Source organism: Streptomyces sp. NBC_00775, from assembly GCF_036347135.1.
Taxonomy (GTDB): Bacteria; Actinomycetota; Actinomycetes; order Streptomycetales; family Streptomycetaceae; genus Streptomyces; species Streptomyces lutosisoli.
The window spans coordinates 1,735,249-1,750,897 of record NZ_CP108938.1; the positions used below are offsets into that span (position 1 = coordinate 1,735,249).

General features: G+C 71.4%; 16 protein-coding genes. 11 read left to right on the forward strand and 5 right to left on the reverse strand.

Going from position 1 to position 15,649, the window contains the following annotated elements:
* Window positions 1-8 precede the first annotated feature (8 nt).
* Entirely contained in the window at window positions 9-941 is a 933-nt protein-coding gene (locus OIC96_RS07880) for a cyclase family protein (protein ID WP_330308574.1), read from the forward strand.
* A gap of 13 nt (window positions 942-954) precedes the next feature.
* Here OIC96_RS07880 and OIC96_RS07885 read toward each other — a convergent pair whose 3' ends face one another.
* On the reverse strand, window positions 955-1,599 hold the full coding sequence (locus OIC96_RS07885) for a GAP family protein (protein WP_330308573.1): 645 nt from the start codon (window positions 1,597-1,599) through the stop codon (window positions 955-957).
* A 240-nt stretch (window positions 1,600-1,839) separates the two neighbouring features.
* Here OIC96_RS07885 and OIC96_RS07890 point away from each other — a divergent pair, with 240 nt between their 5' ends.
* The 5 genes from OIC96_RS07890 (at window position 1,840) to OIC96_RS07910 (ending at window position 8,490) form a co-directional block, all read left to right on the forward strand.
* On the forward strand, window positions 1,840-2,733 hold the full coding sequence (locus OIC96_RS07890; RefSeq protein WP_330308572.1) for a YhjD/YihY/BrkB family envelope integrity protein: 894 nt from the start codon (window positions 1,840-1,842) through the stop codon (window positions 2,731-2,733).
* A gap of 100 nt (window positions 2,734-2,833) precedes the next feature.
* Window positions 2,834-4,420 carry a GMC family oxidoreductase gene (locus tag OIC96_RS07895; RefSeq protein WP_330308571.1) on the forward strand — a complete coding sequence of 529 codons (1,587 nt, stop codon included), beginning with the start codon at window positions 2,834-2,836 and terminating at the stop codon, window positions 4,418-4,420.
* The gene (locus OIC96_RS07900) at window positions 4,417-5,835 is read left to right on the forward strand and encodes a DUF2252 domain-containing protein (protein ID WP_330308570.1); all 1,419 of its coding nucleotides are present in this window, start codon (window positions 4,417-4,419) and stop codon (window positions 5,833-5,835) included. The genes OIC96_RS07895 and OIC96_RS07900 overlap by 4 nt, the downstream gene beginning before the upstream one ends.
* Window positions 5,836-5,848: 13 nt before the next feature.
* A complete protein-coding gene (locus OIC96_RS07905) occupies window positions 5,849-7,678 on the forward strand; it encodes a glycoside hydrolase family 15 protein (protein WP_330308569.1) in 1,830 nt (609 codons plus the stop codon).
* An 83-nt stretch (window positions 7,679-7,761) separates the two neighbouring features.
* Window positions 7,762-8,490 carry an SIR2 family NAD-dependent protein deacylase gene (locus OIC96_RS07910; RefSeq protein WP_330308568.1) on the forward strand — a complete coding sequence of 243 codons (729 nt, stop codon included), beginning with the start codon at window positions 7,762-7,764 and terminating at the stop codon, window positions 8,488-8,490.
* Here OIC96_RS07910 and OIC96_RS07915 read toward each other — a convergent pair.
* Both OIC96_RS07915 and OIC96_RS07920 read right to left on the reverse strand, forming a co-directional pair.
* Window positions 8,487-8,969 (reverse strand): methylated-DNA--[protein]-cysteine S-methyltransferase, encoded by a 483-nt coding sequence (locus tag OIC96_RS07915; protein WP_330308567.1) that lies wholly within the window; start codon window positions 8,967-8,969, stop codon window positions 8,487-8,489. The two genes, OIC96_RS07910 and OIC96_RS07915, sit on opposite strands and share 4 nt — an antisense overlap.
* 34 nt (window positions 8,970-9,003) lie before the next feature.
* Window positions 9,004-10,500, reverse strand: a complete 1,497-nt coding sequence (locus OIC96_RS07920; protein WP_330308566.1) for an AlkA N-terminal domain-containing protein — start codon at window positions 10,498-10,500, stop codon at window positions 9,004-9,006.
* A gap of 212 nt (window positions 10,501-10,712) precedes the next feature.
* On the opposite strand from OIC96_RS07920, the gene OIC96_RS49835 reads away from it, so the two are divergent.
* The 3 genes from OIC96_RS49835 to OIC96_RS07935 all read left to right on the forward strand — a co-directional run bounded on the left by OIC96_RS49835 (window position 10,713) and on the right by OIC96_RS07935 (window position 12,584).
* Window positions 10,713-10,907, forward strand: coding sequence for a hypothetical protein (locus tag OIC96_RS49835; protein WP_406502169.1), 195 nt, complete (start codon window positions 10,713-10,715; stop codon window positions 10,905-10,907).
* 131 nt (window positions 10,908-11,038) lie between these two features.
* A complete protein-coding gene (locus tag OIC96_RS07930; RefSeq protein ID WP_330308565.1) occupies window positions 11,039-11,401 on the forward strand; it encodes an ArsR/SmtB family transcription factor in 363 nt (120 codons plus the stop codon).
* A gap of 28 nt (window positions 11,402-11,429) precedes the next feature.
* Window positions 11,430-12,584, forward strand: coding sequence for an MFS transporter (locus OIC96_RS07935; RefSeq protein WP_330310351.1), 1,155 nt, complete (start codon window positions 11,430-11,432; stop codon window positions 12,582-12,584).
* Between the two features lie 342 nt (window positions 12,585-12,926).
* Here OIC96_RS07935 and OIC96_RS07940 read toward each other — a convergent pair whose 3' ends face one another.
* Both OIC96_RS07940 and OIC96_RS07945 read right to left on the reverse strand, forming a co-directional pair.
* The gene (locus OIC96_RS07940; RefSeq protein WP_330308564.1) at window positions 12,927-13,856 is read right to left on the reverse strand and encodes a M48 family metalloprotease; all 930 of its coding nucleotides are present in this window, start codon (window positions 13,854-13,856) and stop codon (window positions 12,927-12,929) included.
* Window positions 13,853-14,224 (reverse strand): BlaI/MecI/CopY family transcriptional regulator, encoded by a 372-nt coding sequence (locus OIC96_RS07945; protein WP_327433224.1) that lies wholly within the window; start codon window positions 14,222-14,224, stop codon window positions 13,853-13,855. Before OIC96_RS07945 ends, OIC96_RS07940 begins: the two co-directional genes overlap by 4 nt.
* A gap of 127 nt (window positions 14,225-14,351) precedes the next feature.
* Between OIC96_RS07945 and OIC96_RS07950 the strand changes: the two genes are divergently transcribed.
* On the forward strand, window positions 14,352-15,011 hold the full coding sequence (locus OIC96_RS07950; protein WP_330308563.1) for a DedA family protein: 660 nt from the start codon (window positions 14,352-14,354) through the stop codon (window positions 15,009-15,011).
* Window positions 15,008-15,646: a phosphatase PAP2 family protein gene (locus tag OIC96_RS07955; protein WP_330308562.1), complete on the forward strand. Its 639-nt coding sequence runs from the start codon at window positions 15,008-15,010 to the stop codon at window positions 15,644-15,646. The genes OIC96_RS07950 and OIC96_RS07955 overlap by 4 nt, the downstream gene beginning before the upstream one ends.
* The last annotated feature ends 3 nt before the right edge of the window (window positions 15,647-15,649 follow it).

The window sequence follows — 15,649 nt, forward strand, 5'->3', positions numbered from 1 at the left end:
GTGGAGGCATGGGGACGTCCGACGAGCTGAGCAAATCCGACTTCCGGTCGCTCTACCGACGCCTGCGCGACACGGCCCCCGGCGGTGACACGCACCGGGGCGCTCTGGACACGATCACCGAAGAACAGGTGCTGGCGGCCGTCCGCGAGGTGCGGTCGGGACGTACGGTGTCGCTCGCCGCCCCCGTGAACACCCGTACCGGACCCGACAACGCCGATCCGGCCGAGCACCGGCTCACCGCTCCGGTCGGCGGTGAACCGGACTCGATCGGCCTGGAGTTCGCGCGGGACCGCTTCGCCATGAACGTTCACGGCGATGTGGACAGCCACCTCGACGCGCTGTGCCACGTCATCTACGACGGCACGCTGCACGGCGGCATACCGGCGGCGGACGTCCTGTCGCCGAGCGGAGCGAGCGACCTGTCCGTCGACCTGGCCCGCGACGGCATCGTCGGACGCGGGGTCCTCCTGGACATCCCCCGGGTGCACGGCGTGTCCTGGCTCGAACCCGGATCTCACGTGACCGCCGAGGACCTCGTCGGCGCCGAGGCACGGCAGGGACTCCGGGTGGGCCGGGGCGACATCCTGCTCGTACGGGTCGGGCACCGCCGGCGCCGTGAGGAGCTCGGCCCCTGGGACACGGCCGGCGCCCGTGCCGGACTCCATCCGACCGCCATGGAGTTCCTGGCCGAGCGGGAGGTGGCCGTCCTCGGCAGTGACGGGAACAACGACACGGCCCCCAGCGCCGCGGAGGGGATCGCGTTCCCGGTGCATGTGCTCGCCATCCACGCGATGGGACTGCATCTGCTCGACTATCTGCGGTTCGAGGACCTCGCGCCGATCTGCGCCCGGGAAGGCCGCTGGTCCTTCCTCTGCGTGATCGCCCCTCTCCGGCTGTCCGCGGCCACCGGCTCCCCGGTCAATCCCCTCGCGATCCTGTGACGGCCGAGCCGGCTCAGGAGGTCAGCTCGTAGATGCTCCTGCTCACCAGCCAGATCCCCAGCAGCAGCGACAGACTCACGATCGCCTGGTCCTGATGGCCTTCCAGCCACGTGCGCAGCCTCCCGAGCCGTTCGCGGGCCGAGTCGGGGGCGAAGGTCGCGTAGATCTCCATCGTCAGCAGGCTGGAGCTGGCCAGCAGGCAGTAACCCAGCAACGCGGCGTACGAGGCGGGACGGGAGAGGTCGGCCTCCACCACCGTGGCGGCACCGGCGGCCACGCAGCCCCACGGCTGAAGGAGGAACGCCAGCCCGGCCGCCGTCCACGGGGAGATCGTGTCAAGCCTCGACAGCAGCCCTGAGGACTTCTGCCGTTGGCCCGCCGTGCGGCGGGTGTGCTGCGCGTACCAGACGAGCCCGACGCCGATGGCCAGTTTGGCGGCCAGCGCGGCTGTGGAGGGCGGAGACTTCGGCGGCGGCGGCTCCCCGCCGGTCATGAGCAGCACCAGGGCGAGGATCCCGACGAAGCAGGCCAGCCACGCGAGGATGAAGGCCAGCCCCATCCAGAGCCCGTTGGGTGCGGACAGCACCAGGACGAATCCGGTGACCGGGAACGGGTTCAAGGCGATCGCCAGGCCGATGAGCATCAGGTCAAGGACCATCCCTGCCTCCACATGGCCTCGCGAGCCCCGCGGCGGCGCCGGAAGCGCGCATGAACCCATCGTCACCGCCCCCGTCCGCACCCACAAATCCGCTGTCCCGCCCGGAACGCCACCGGCGGCCCCTTCCCCCGTACGGCGCAACGCCGCTCGCGCCGCAGGCCCGGCGGGCGCGCCGGGCGGCACCCTGGTGGCGCGGGCACGCCTCGGAGCGTGGAACCCAGGCCCGACCCGGGGAGCAGGATGCACGCAGGCAGAGGATCCGGCTCGCCCACGAACGGCAGGGCGGGCCGTTGGCGCGCGCGGGCGGCGCGTCTGCGGGCCCGGCTGCTGCGGCTGCGGAGCACCGCCGAGGAGCGGTTCCCGGTGATCACCCGCCTCACCTCCCACCTGATCGCGGTGAACCTGCTGGACTCCGCGACGCGGCTGGCGGCCCAGGCCTTCCTGACCGCCGTTCCCCTGCTGTTCGTGGTCGCCTCCTTCGCACCGGAGGGACTGCGCAACCAGATCGTCGACTCCGTGCACGACGTCCTCGGTATCAACGGCGCCGCCGACCAGCAGCTGAAGATGGTCTACGACGCCGATTCCGGAAGCCTGCGGCAGAGCACCGGGCTGGTCAGCGCACTGATGGTGCTGCTCTCCGCCACCGCGTGCAGCCGTGCGATGCAGCGGCTCTGCCAGCGGGCTTGGCGGCTGCCGAAGACGAGCGCGCGGATCGTCGCATGGAGATGGCTCGTGTGGCTCGTGGCTTTTCTGGCCGTGATCGCCCTGCAGGGACCGCTGCGGAACGGATTCGGCGCCGGGCTATGGCTCGGCCTGCCGCTGGTGCTGGTCACCCAGGTGGGCGTCTGGTGGTGGACCCAGCACCTGCTGCTGGCCGCGCGCGTCCCCTGGCTGCCGCTGCTGCCCGGTGCGCTCCTCACCGGGACGGCCCTGACCGTACTGGCGGTGGTGGCCAAGCTGTACGTACCCACCGCGCTCAACCACAGCCTGGACCGGTACGGGTCGTTGGGCGCGGTCTTCACCGTGCTGTCGTGGCTGATCGGACTCTGCGTCGTCGTCGCCGTCGGCATCACCACTGGTGCAGTCATCGCACGGGAACCCGCCGTGGCCCGGCGGCTCGGCTCACCCGACTAGCCCAACTCGCCGGAAACATGGCCCGGAGATACGTTGGTGGGTGGGTTGATGGCCTCTTCACCCGGCAATACCGAACCATGTTCCAAGGACGGTGGCCGGCATGACCGACGCGCAGCACTACGACGTCATCGTTATCGGCAGCGGTGCGGGCGGTGGCACGATCGCCCACCGACTGGCGCCCACCGGGAAACGGATTCTCCTTCTGGAACGCGGTGGTTATCTGCCCCGCGAACGCGACAACTGGGATTCCACCGCGGTCTTCGTCAAAGGGAAATACCGCGCCCCGGAATTCTGGTTCGACAAACACGGAAACCAGTTCCCGCCCGAGGTCAATTACTACGTGGGCGGCAACACCAAGTTCTACGGCGCCGCCCTCTTCCGTATGCGCCCCGAGGACTTCGGCGAACTCCGCCACCACGACGGCGTCTCCCCCGCCTGGCCGCTTCGCTACGAAGACCTGGAGCCGTACTACACACAGGCCGAACACCTCTATCTCGTCCACGGCCGGCACGGCGAGGACCCGACCGAGGGTCCCACCAGCGGCCAGTACGCCTACCCGCCGGTCCAGCACGAGCCGCGTATCCAGCAACTCAGCCACGACCTGGAGAAGCAGGGACTGCACCCCTTCCACCTGCCGATCGGTGTGAACCTCACCCAGGACGACCGGGGCCAGGCCGTACACACCAGCGCCTGTATCCGCTGCGACCGCGTCGACGGCTTCCCCTGTCTGGTCGGCGCGAAGTCCGACGCGCAGGTCATCTGCGTCGACCCCGCCCTCGAACACGCCAACGTCGAGATGGTCACCCACGCGGACGTGCGGCGCCTCGAAACGGATGCGACCGGCCGCAGTGTCACCACTGTCGTCGCGACGGTGGGCGACGGGGACCCCTCGACCGTGGAATTCAGCGCCGACATCGTGGTCGTCGCCTGCGGAGCCGTCAACTCCGCCGTCCTGCTGCTGCGTTCGGCCAGTGACCGCCATCCGCAGGGCCTGGCCAACAGCTCGGACGTGGTGGGCCGGCACTACATGCGGCACAACAACCTGGCCCTGATGGCCGTCTCCAAGGAGCCGAACGACACCAGGTTCCAGAAGACCCTGGCGCTGCACGACTGGTACCTGGGATCCGACGACTGGGACTATCCCCTCGGCGGCATCCAGATGCTCGGCAAGTCCGACTCCGCGCAGATCCACGGCGAAGCGCCCCGCTGGGCCGGGGCCGTCACTCCCGACATGCCGTTCGAGGTACTCGCCCACCACGCGGTCGACTTCTGGCTGTGCGGAGAGGATCTGCCCCTCGCCGACAACCGCGTCACCCTGGACGGGGACGGCGGCATCCACCTGGCCCTCGACGAGAAGAACAACATCGCCGGGCTGCAACGCCTGCGGCACAAACTGCAGGGCATGCTCAGCCACTTGGGCATGCACGAACACCATCTCCTGTCGCACAGCATCTACCTGCACAAGGGCATGCCCATCGGTGCCACCGCGCATCAGGCGGGCACGGTCCGCTTCGGGAATGACCCCGCCGACTCCGCCCTCGACGTCAACTGCAAGGCCCACGACCTCGACAACCTGTACGTCGTCGACACGAGCTTCTTCCCGAGCATCGGAGCGGTCAACCCCTCGCTGACCGCCATCGCCAACGCCCTGCGCGTCGGTGACCACATCGCGGGGCGCCTGCAATGAGCACCAACCACCCGGCCGACGGCGGCACCCGGCACCGCACGCCGCAGGAGCGCGCCGCACTCGGCAAGGACGCCCGCTCTGCCGTACCCCGCTCCAGTCACTCCGAATTCGCGCCCACGGACAAGCGTCCCGACCCGGTGGACATCATCGAGGCGCAGTCGGCGGCGCGGCTGCCGGAGCTCGTACCGATCCGCTACGGCAGGATGACCGAGTCACCCTTCCGCTTCTACCGGGGGGCCGCCGCCATCATGGCCGGTGACCTCGCCGACACCCCACGGAGCGGGATCAGAGCGCAGTTGTGCGGCGACGCGCACCTGCTGAACTTCCGGCTGCTGGGCTCGCCCGAGCGCCGCATGATGTTCGACATCAACGACTTCGACGAGACACTGCCCGGCCCGTGGGAGTGGGACGTCAAGCGGCTGTCCGCCAGTCTCGTCATCGCGGGCCGGGCGAACGGCTTCAGCACCAGGGAGCGGGCCGACATCGTGCTGTCGGCCGTGCGGTCGTACCGCAAGTGGATGCGGCGCTTCGCCACCATGGGCAATCTCCCCGTGTGGTACTCCCAGTTCGACGAGGAATGGGTGTGGGAACACTTCGTCCAGGACGTGAGTACGCGGGCCCGCCAGCGCTGGACCCAGTCGGTGGCGAAGGCACGTACCCGGGACAGTCTCCAGGCCTTCAGCAAGCTCACCCACCTCGTCGACGGGAAGGTCCGTATCGCCCCGGATCCGCCGCTGATCACGCCGCTCCAGGACCTGCTGCCGGACGTCGAACGCGCCGGGCTGGAGAAGCAGATCCGCCGGTTGATCGAGCGGTACGGTCAGAGCCTCCCGTCGGACCGGCGGTTCCTGCTGGAGCAGTACCGGCTGGTCGACATGGCCCGCAAGGTGGTCGGGGTGGGGAGCGTCGGCACCCGCTGCTGGATCGTTCTCCTGCTCGGCCGGGACAACACGGATCCGCTGCTTCTCCAGGCCAAGGAGGCCGACGAGTCGGTGCTGGCGCCGTTCGCCGGGGCCAGTGCCTACCGGACGCAGGGCGAGCGCGTGGTCGCCGGCCAGCGGCTCATGCAGGCCACCAGCGACATCTTCCTGGGCTGGGAACGGTCCGAGGGCATCGACGGCCGCCGACGGGACTTCTACGTACGGCAGTTGCGGGACTGGAAGGGCATCGCCGAGCCCGAGACGATGGTGCCGAGGGGATTGCGGGCCTTCGGTTCGCTGTGCGGTGCCACGCTGGCCCGCGCGCACGCGAGGTCGGGCGACCGGATCGCGATCGCCTCGTATCTGGGCGGGGGCGACGTCTTCGACCGGGCGCTGGTGACGTTCGCCGAGCGCTATGCCGACCAGAACGAGAAGGACCACCAGGCACTCGTCGACGCGGTCCGTTCGGGGCGGGTCAAAGCAGCGGCAGCCTGACAAGGAGATCAGCATGGATCGCTATCCGCCCATCGCCGACCACGGGCTCATCGGGGACCTGCAGACCGCGGCGCTGGTGTCGTCCCAGGGTGTGATCGACTGGTTCGCGGCACCGCGCTTCGACTCGCCGAGTGTTTTCGCCGCCCTGCTCGACCACGACGGGGGCGGGTACTTCCTCCTCTCGCCCGAGCACCCCGAGGGAACCTGGAAGCAGCTCTACTACCCGGACACGGCCCTCGTGGTGACCCGCTTCATGTCACCCGACGGAGTCGGCGAGGTCATCGACCACATGCCGGTCCAAACGGGCCTGACGGCAACCGACCGGCACAGCCTGGTACGGGTCGTCCGCTCGGTGCGCGGCACCGTGCGCTTCGGCCTCGAATGCCGGCCACGGTTCGACTACGCGCGGGCCACCCACACACTCGACCTCACGCCCGACACGAACACCGCGACGTTCCGGGCTCCGGGGACGACCGCCTACCTTCAGGGCAGTATCCCGCTCGAACAGGACGGGCAGGACATCCGGGGCAGCATCACCCTCAACGCCGGAGAGACGGCGGGCGTGGTGTTCACCGTGTGCGCGCCGGGCGGGGAGATGCCGCCGCCACCCACCACCGAGCGGATCACGGAAGAGCTCTGGGAGAACGTCGACTTCTGGCAGAAGTGGGTGCGCACCTCGCGCTACCAGGGCCGCTGGACGGAGATGGTGCACCGCTCCGCGATCACCCTCAAGCTCCTCACCTACGCCCCCTCGGGCGCGCCGGTCGCCGCCGCCACGATGGGACTGCCCGAGCAGGTCGGCGGTGAACGCAACTGGGACTACCGGTACACCTGGGTGCGCGACGGCTCCCTGTCGGTACGGGCCCTGCTCGATCTCGGTTTCGTGGAGGAGGCGACCCGCTTCACCCACTGGCTCCGCGACCGCCTGGGTGCCCGCGAGGGACCGGACGACGAACCCCTCCAGATCATGTACCGGGTCGACGGTGACCCTCATCTGACGGAGGAGATCCTGGAGCACTTCGAGGGCTACCGCGGCTCGTACCCGGTCCGGGTCGGCAACGCCGCGACCGACCAGCTGCAACTCGACATCTATGGCGAGGCCCTCTACGCCCTGGCCGAGGGCCGCACGGTCGGTGAACAGGCGGGCTATCACGCGTGGAAGGCCCTGGCCTCGACTCTGAACTGGCTCGCCGACTCCTGGGACCGGCCCGACGAGGGCATCTGGGAGACCCGGGGCGGACGCAAGGACTTCACCTACAGCCGGGTGATGTGCTGGGCCGCCTTCGACCGCGGGCTGAAAATGGCGGCCGAGTTCAGCAGGCCCGCCGACACCGTGCTCTGGACGAAGGCGCGGGACGCGATCCTCGAACAGGTCATGGAGAGCGGCTGGAACGAGAAGGAGCAGGCCCTCGTCCAGTACTACGGCGGCGATGTCCTGGACGCCTCCCTGCTGCTCGCCCCCCGCGTCGGATTCCTGGCCCCCCGGAGCCCGGCCTGGCTCAGCACCCTCGACGCCATGGACCGCGTCCTGGTCTCCGACAGCCTCGTCTACCGCTACGACCCCCAGGCCTCCCCCGACGGACTGCGCGGTTCCGAAGGAACGTTCAGCCTGTGCACGTTCCTGTACGTCGACGCCCTCGCCCGCGCGGGACGCCTCTCCCAGGCCCGCTACGCCTTCGAGAAGATGCAGACATACGCCAACCACGTCGGCCTGTTCGCCGAGGAGATCGGCCCCAGCGGCGAGCAACTCGGCAACTTCCCGCAGGCGTTCACCCATCTCTCCCTGATCATGGCCGCGACGACGCTGGACGAGGCGCTCGACGCGCTCCGGCTCCGTAGTTGAACGCCGGGATTCCCGGCCCACCGCGAACGCGACCAGCGATATCCATTCGCCGCCTCCTCATCCCCCGACCTACCCTCGGTGACATGACCAAGCCCCTCGTCGCCCTTCTCAGCGGCGCCGGTATCTCCACCGACTCCGGAATCCCGGACTACCGCGGCCCCAACGGGCTGTGGCGGCGCGACCCGGAGGCCGAGAAGCTCGTCACGTACGAGTACTACATGGGGGATCCGGAGATCCGGCGCCGCTCGTGGCAGATGCGGCGGAAGAACCGCGCGCTTCAGGCGGAGCCGAACGCCGCGCACCGGGCCGTGGCCGAGCTGGAACGGTCCGGGGTGCCGGTGCGGGTGATCACGCAGAATGTGGACGGGTTGCATCAGCTCGCCGGGATGCCGGCGCGGAAGGTGCTCGAACTGCACGGGAGCGCGCGGAGCGTGGTGTGCACCAAGTGCCATGCCAGGGCGCCCATGGAGGACGCGCTCGCGCGGGTCGAGGCCGGTGAGGTGGACCCGCCGTGCCTGGAGTGCGGCGGCATCCTCAAGTCGGCGACCGTCATGTTCGGGGAGCGGCTCGACCCCGTCGTCCTCGGCGAGGCCGTTGCCATTACCAAGGCCTGCCAGGTGTTCATCGCCGTCGGGAGCAGTCTGCAGGTGCAGCCCGCCGCCGGGCTCGCCGGTGTCGCCGCCGACCACGGGGCCCGCCTGATCATCGTCAACGCCGAGCCGACGCCGTACGACGAGCGGGCCGACGAGGTCGTACGGGAGCCGATCGGCACGGCGTTGCCCAAGCTTCTGCTCGGGCTGGGCAACAGCTAGAAGAGAGCCGCTCCGCTCTCGAAGTCCAGCAGCCGCTTCTTGCGGTCCAGGCCGCCGCCGTATCCCGTGAGGCTGCCGTTGGCGCCGACCACGCGGTGGCAGGGGACGATGATGCCGATGGGGTTCTTGCCGTTGGCGAGGCCGACCGCGCGGGAGGCGCCCGCGTTGCCCAGGGCTTCGGCCAGTTCGCCGTACGAGCGGGTCTCGCCGTAGGGGATCCGGCGCAGTTGGTCCCAGACACTGCGCTGGAAGGGCGTGCCGGCCATCCGCAGTTCGAGGGTGAACTCCTTCGACTCACCCGCGAAGTAGGCCTTCAGCTGGGCTTCCGCCTCGTCGAAGAGGGTGTCGTCGCGCTCGCCGAAGTTCTCCTCCGGCGGGCGGTGGCGCTGGCCGACCATGTAGAGGCCGCACAGGACGCCGTCGTCGGCGACGAGGGTGAGGGGTCCGTAGGGGCTGTCGATGACCGTGTGCTGTTTCACTGAGTGTCCTTGAATGAATGTCGGCCCAACGGGCTCATACCGGAAGGAAGTTGATCGGGTGACTGTCCGTCGCCCACAGGTACTGGACCGCGTACGCCCGCCACGGCCGCCACGCTGCCGCGCGTGCGGTGAGCGCCGCCGGGGTCGAGGGCAGGCCCAACTCCTGGGCGGCGCGCCGGATTCCGAGGTCGGTGGGGAGGAAGGCGTCGGGGTCGCCGAGAGCGCGCATCGCGATGACGTCGACCGTCCAGGGGCCGAAGCCGGGCAGCGCCAGCAGTCGGGCGCGGACCTCGGCCCAGTCACTCTCGACACCCAAGTGGAGGGTGCGGTCCGCGAGTTGGCGTACGAGCGTGGTGAACGTGGTGCGGCGGGTGTGCGGCATCGCGAGCGACTCGGGGTCGAGTGCGGCGAGCGCCTCGGAGGAGGGGAAGAGGTGCGTGAGGCCGCCCTCCGGGTCGTCGACGGGTTCGCCGTGCGCGGTGACCAGGCGGGCCGCGTGGGTGCGAGCCGCGGCCGTGGAGACCTGCTGGCCGAGCACGGCTCGTACGGCGAACTCGGCCTCGTCGACCGTGCGCGGCACCCGGCGGCCCGGCGCCTTGTCGACGAGCGGGGCGAGCAGCGGGTCGGTCCGCAACTGGTCGTCGACCGCGACCGGGTCGGCGTCCAGGTCGAGCATGCGGCGGCAGCGGCTGATCGCGACGGGCAGGTCGCGCAGGTCGCTGAGGCTGAGGCGGCAGGCGACGTGGTCGGTGTTCGGGGTGAGCGCGGCGATCCCGTGGCCGTAGGGCAGGCGCAGGGTGCGCCGGTACGCCCCGTCGCGCCACTCCTCGACGCCGGGTACGGCGGTCGCCGCGAGGTGGCCGAACAGGTTGTCGGGGTTGAGGGGGGCGCGGAAGGGGAGCCGAAGGCTCAGGACCCCCGGCGCACCCGCTCCCGCGGTGCCCGCCGCCCGCTTCCTGGGCACGCGGGTGCGCAACTCGCTCGGCGACAGTGCGAAGACCTCGCGCACGGTGTCGTTGAAGGTGCGGATGGAGGAGAACCCGGCCGCGAAGGCGATCTCCGCCATCGGGAGCGGGGTGGTCTCGATGAGCAGCCGCGCGGTCTGGGCGCGCTGGGCCCGGGCGAGCGCCAGCGGTCCCGCGCCCAGCTCGGCGAGCAGCTGCCGTTCGATCTGGCGGGTGCTGTAGCCGAGCCGGGTGGCCAGGCCCGGCACGCCCTCGCGGTCCACCACGCCGTCGCCGATCAGGCGCATCGCGCGGGCCACCAGGTCGGCGCGCTGGTTCCACTCGGGTGAGCCGGGGCTGGTGTCCGGGCGGCACCGCTTGCAGGCCCGGAATCCGGCCTGCTGGCAGGCGGCCGCGCTCGGGAGGAACGTCATGTTCTCCGGCTTCGGCGGCACGACCGGGCAGCTGGGCCGGCAGTAGATCCTGGTGGTCAGCACCGCGGTGAAGAACCATCCGTCGAAGCGCGCGTCCTTCGACTGGACGGCGCGCACGCAGCGCTCGGTATCCGTGTGCATCGCGTTCTGCATGTCTCAAGCATCGGACACGCGCGAGGGCGGGGCTGGCGAGAATACGACATGTACGTGGGGCTGCCTGCGGCTAGCCGACGTCCGTCCTCCGCCACGCGGATTCCCGCAGCAGCCGCAGCCCGTTCAGGCCGACCAGGACGGTGGAACCCTCGTGGCCCGCGACGCCGAGCGGGAGCGGAAGGTGGCCGAGGAGGTCCCACAGGACCAGGGCCGTGATGAACGTACCGGCGACGACCAGGTTCTGGGTCCCGCAGACCTTCGAGGGCGGGTTCCCAGCCTCCGGCGGCGTACGCGATCGCGTAGAGCGGGCCGTACGTCCACCCGGGCGCGCCGCCGAGGTGCGACGGGAGTGCGAGCAGGAAGGCGACGGTCGCGAGGAGCGCCCAGCGGGCGTCGGGCAGCGCTAGTAGGCGCGGGGTCGCCGGGGCGGGGGGGGCGGTGACGGGTGGCGGGGCGAGAGCGGGAGTCACGCGGAGACCACACAGGAACACATGAAGACTCATTCATATCTTCATGTACGGTGGGTAAGATACCGCCCATGGGTCATGGAGCCGTCACCGCCGCGCAGGACGCCACCCCGCGTGTACGTCTGGACGCGGCCAACGTCGCGAAGGTGGCCACCACGCTCCAGGCCCTGTCGACCCCTTCCCGCCTGCTGATCCTCGCCCGGCTGCGCGAAGGCCAGCTTCCGGCCACGGAGTTGGCCGCGGCGGTGGGCATGGAGCAGTCCGCCTGCTCCCATCAGCTGCGCCTGCTGCGCAACCTGGGCCTGGTCGTCGGCGAGCGGAGCGGCCGCTCGGTGGTGTACGCGCTCCACGACCACCATGTCGCCGAACTCCTCGACCAGGCGGTCTTCCACGTGGAGCATCTGCGGCTCGGCCTCAGTGACACGCCCGAGTGAGGTGACGGAGGCGGCGCACGCGCGGCAGATGTGGCCGTTGTACGCCGCCGGGTTCACCACCGCGTTCGGGGCGCACGGCATCGCCGCGAACCTGGGCGGGCGCTCCGAGGACCGGGTCACCTCGCTCCTCGTCCTGGGCGGACTGCTCGCCCTCTACGACGGCGCCGAGGTGCTGCTGAAGCCGGTGTTCGGCACGCTCGCCGACCGGATCGGCGCCCGGCCCGTGCTGCTCGGCGGGCTCGTCGCCTTCGCCGCCGCGTCCGCGCTGTACGTCGTGGTGGACAGGCCCGGCCTGCTGTGGGCGGCCCGGCTCGGTCAGGGCGCGGCGGCCTCCGCGTTCTCGCCGGCGGCCTCCGCGCTGGTCGCCCGCCTCAATCCGGCGGCGGGGCACGGGCGGGCGTACGGGAGTTACGGCTTCTACAAGTCCATCGGCTACACGCTGGGGCCGCTGCTGGGCGGTGTGCTCGTGTGGGCGGGCGGGCTGCGGCTGCTGTTCGGCGTGCTCACCGTGCTGGGCGCGGCCGTCGCCGTATGGGCGCTGTTCTCCGTGCCGCGCGTGCCGCCGCTGCCGCGTACCCGGCAGACCGTGCTCGACCTGGCCCGCCGGCTGGCCGATCCCGCGTTTCTCACCCCGACGGCGGCGCTCGCGGGTGCGACGGCCGCGCTGTCCGTGGGGGTGGGGTTCCTGCCCGTCTCCGGGGCGGCGGCGGGGCTCGGCACGGTGGCGACCGGTGCCGCGGTGTCGGTCCTCGCGGCCTGTGCGGCGGTGGTCCAGCCGCGCGCAGGGCGGGCGTTGGACGCGGGCCGGCTGACCGCCCGCGCGGGCATCGGCGCCGGGCTGCTGACCGCCGCCGCGGGGCTCGTCTGCGCGACGCTGCCCGGGCTGACGGGCGTTCTGCTCGCGGCCGCGCTGATCGGCGCCGGCACGGGGCTGATCACTCCGCTGGGCTTTGCCGCGCTGGCGGGCGGTACTCCTCGGGAGCGGCTCGGGCAGACGATGGGTGCGGCTGAGCTGGGGCGTGAACTGGGGGATGCGGGTGGGCCGTTGCTCGTCGCATCGGTCGCCACGGTGGCGACGTTGGCGTACGGGTTCGGGGTACTTGCTGTGCTGCTGGCGGTCGGGCCTGTTGTGGGGGTCGTGCTGGGGAGCCGCATGGGAGGGGGGCGACGGGGCCGCGTCTAGCCCCGTAGGGTTTTTCGCCCCCGCCGCCCCTACCCGTCCCATCCCGTTCCTGGGGCTCCGCCCCAGACCCCGTGGGGTGGGTGGGAGTTGTGTGTCGGCTGCGGGTGGGTGGGGGCTGGGCGCGCAGTTCCTCGCGCCCCTTGGGTGGGGGTGGGTGGAGGTTGCTTGTCTGGGTGCGGGGCCGTGGGGGCTGGGCGCGCAGTTCCTCGCGCCCCTTGGGTGGGGGTGGGTGGGGGTTGCTTGTCTGGGTGCGGGGCTGTGGGGGTTGCTCGCGCAGTTCCCCGCGCCCCTTAGGAGCTGGGCTGCGCCCCGCGATTCGCGCGGAGCCGTCCGCTGGAGCCGTCAGGGGGTCTCTTCACCCTGGGCGATCTCCACCTCGTGGTGGAAGGCGAGGACGCCTGCCGCCGAGGCGCCTGCGGAGGCGGTTGCGGAGGCGGCGAGGAGGAGGGCGATCCAGGGGGCGGCGCGGTGGCGGCGGGGCGGGGAAGCGAGGAGGGCCGCGACGCGTTGGGGTACGGGGCCCGAGGTGGCCGCGGGGGCGAAGTCGGGGCGGGTGGAAGGGGACGCCGTGGCGGCCAGGGCGGCGCGGGCGATGGCGCGGGCGGTCAGGCGCCGGTCCCCCACCACGGCGGCGGCGGCTTCGTCGGCGGCGCGCTCGGCGGCGAGCGCGATGACCGGGCGGACCGGGCGCAGGCCGGGGTGGCAGTGGGCGGCGAGTTCGGCCGCGAGGAGGAAGCGGTGGTGGCCGCCCGCGTTGTGGGCCCGCTCGTGGGCGAAGAGCGCCTCGCGTTCGTCGGCGCCGAGGCTGCGGAGCATGGCGGTCGTGACGACGATCCGGTGCGGGCGGCCCGGCAGGGCGTACGCGTCCGGGTGCGGTGACTCGATGACGCACAGGTCACCCGCGGCGGGGCGGCGGTCGGCCTCGGTGCGGGCGGTGCGGAAGGCGCGGAGCTGACGCAGGGCCGAACGCCCCAGGGTCCAGGCGCCGACGGTGAGCGCGCCGGTGGCGGCCGCCGCCGCGGGCAGGACGACCAGGTCCGAGGCGGTGCGCAGGGGGTGGACGAGATCGCCGAGGCCCGCGAAGACCGGCAGCTTGAACAGGCCGGTCAGAAGCAGCGCGCCCAGCGCGGCCACCGAGGCTCCGGCGAGCACCACGACGGCGAGCGTCAGCGTCCACAGCGCGGTCACGGGTGCGAGACGGCCGAGGCAGCGGCGGGCCAGCGCCGGCACCGCGAAGGGCACCAGCAGGGGGATCAGCAGCAGAGCCGTCATGCCTCACCCGGTTCCAGCAGATCGCGCAGCAGCCGCTCGTCGTCGGGGCTGAGCTGGGCGACGAACCGGGCCAGGGCCGTCTCGCGGTCGTCGTCCCGGTCGAGTTCGCTGTGCATGCGCCGGGCGGTGAGACCGTGCGGGTCCTGGATGGGGAAGTACGCGTAGCCCCGGCCCTGCCGCTCGCGGCCGACGATGCCCTTCTCGTGCAGCCGGGACAGGATCGTCGTCACCGTCGTACGCGCCAGACCCGAGTCCAGCTCCAGCTGTACACGCCCGGGCGTGAGCGGTGCCCCGGCGGCCCAGAGAGCGGCCATCACACTGGCCTCGAGCTCGCCCGCCGGTCGGCGTTCGTCCTTCGCGCTGGTCATGGGAACGATCCTCACCCCGCCATCGTCTACAGTTCAGTAGACCGTCTACAGGATTGTAGTCACTCGGGTACGTGTCGACCGTACCCGCCCGTCCAGTATGAGAGGGCCCGCGACAATGGCCGCACCCATGTTCGCAGCGTCACAGCTCGCCGTGAATGTTCTCAGCGCGCAGTCCCTGCTCGCCGCCTTCGGTGTGCTGGGCGTGGGTGTCGTGATGTTCGCGGAGACCGGCCTGCTGATCGGCTTCTTCCTGCCCGGTGACTCCCTGCTGTTCACGGCGGGCCTGCTGTGCACCGGGTCCGGTCACGGTGGCCTGAAGCTGTCGCTGGGCCCGCTCCTGGTCGCCGCCGCGGTGGGCGCACTGGCCGGCTCGCAGTGCGGTTACCTGCTCGGACGGAAGGCCGGCGGCGCCCTGCTCGCCCGCAGCGGCTCGCCCCGGCTGCACGTGGGGGCCCAGCGCGCAGAAGAGCTGCTGGAGCGCTACGGCCATGCGAAGGCGATCGTGCTGGCCCGCTTCGTCCCCGTGGTGCGCACGGTGCTGAACCCCATGGCGGGCGCGCTGCACGTGCCCGTGCGGACCTTCACCCTGTGGCAGGTGATCGGCGGACTGGTCTGGAGCCTGGGCCTCACACTCGGCGGATACGCACTGGGTTCGTCGATCCCGAACGTCGACCGGTATCTGCTCCCGATGATCGCCGTGATCGTCATCGTGTCCCTGCTCCCGCTCGCCGCCGAGCTGTACCGCTCCCGCCGGGCCACCGCCGCGGAGAAGGGGGTCCAGGGATGATCCTCGCGTTCGACGGCTCCTCGATCGACGGCTCCGCCTACACCTACGTGCTGGATCTCGCCCAGGACTCCCCCTCGTGGCTGGACAGCCTGGTGTCCGCCTGGTCGACGTACGGGCTCGGGCTGTTCGCCGTGTTCATGCTCCTGGGCTGGTGGCAGGCGCGGCGGGTGAGCGCCCGGGCCGCCCTGATCGCGCTCGCCGTGCCGGTGGTCGTGGTCGTGGCGTACGCGGTGAACTCCGTGTTCAAGATGCTGGTGCGCGAGGACCGGCCCTGTCAGAGCCTGCGGGTGAAGACGCTGGAGGCGTGTCCGGCGCCGGGTGACTGGTCGTTCCCGAGCAATCACGCGGTCATCGCCGCCGCGGCCGCCGTCGCCCTGCTCTTCGTCTCCCGCCGCCTCGGCACCGTCGCGGTGGTCGCCGCCTGCGCGATGGCCGTGTCGCGCGTCTGGGTGGGCGTGCACTACCCGCACGATGTGGTGGCCGGGGTCCTGGTCGGCACGCTGATCGCGATGCTGCTGACGGCGGCGCTGCGGCGGGTCCCCGAGACGCTGGCGCACCGCCTCACGGGATCGCGGCTGAGGCCCCTGCTGGTCGCGCCACAACTCGCCGAGGCTATGCCGTACGAGCAAAGGTGAGGG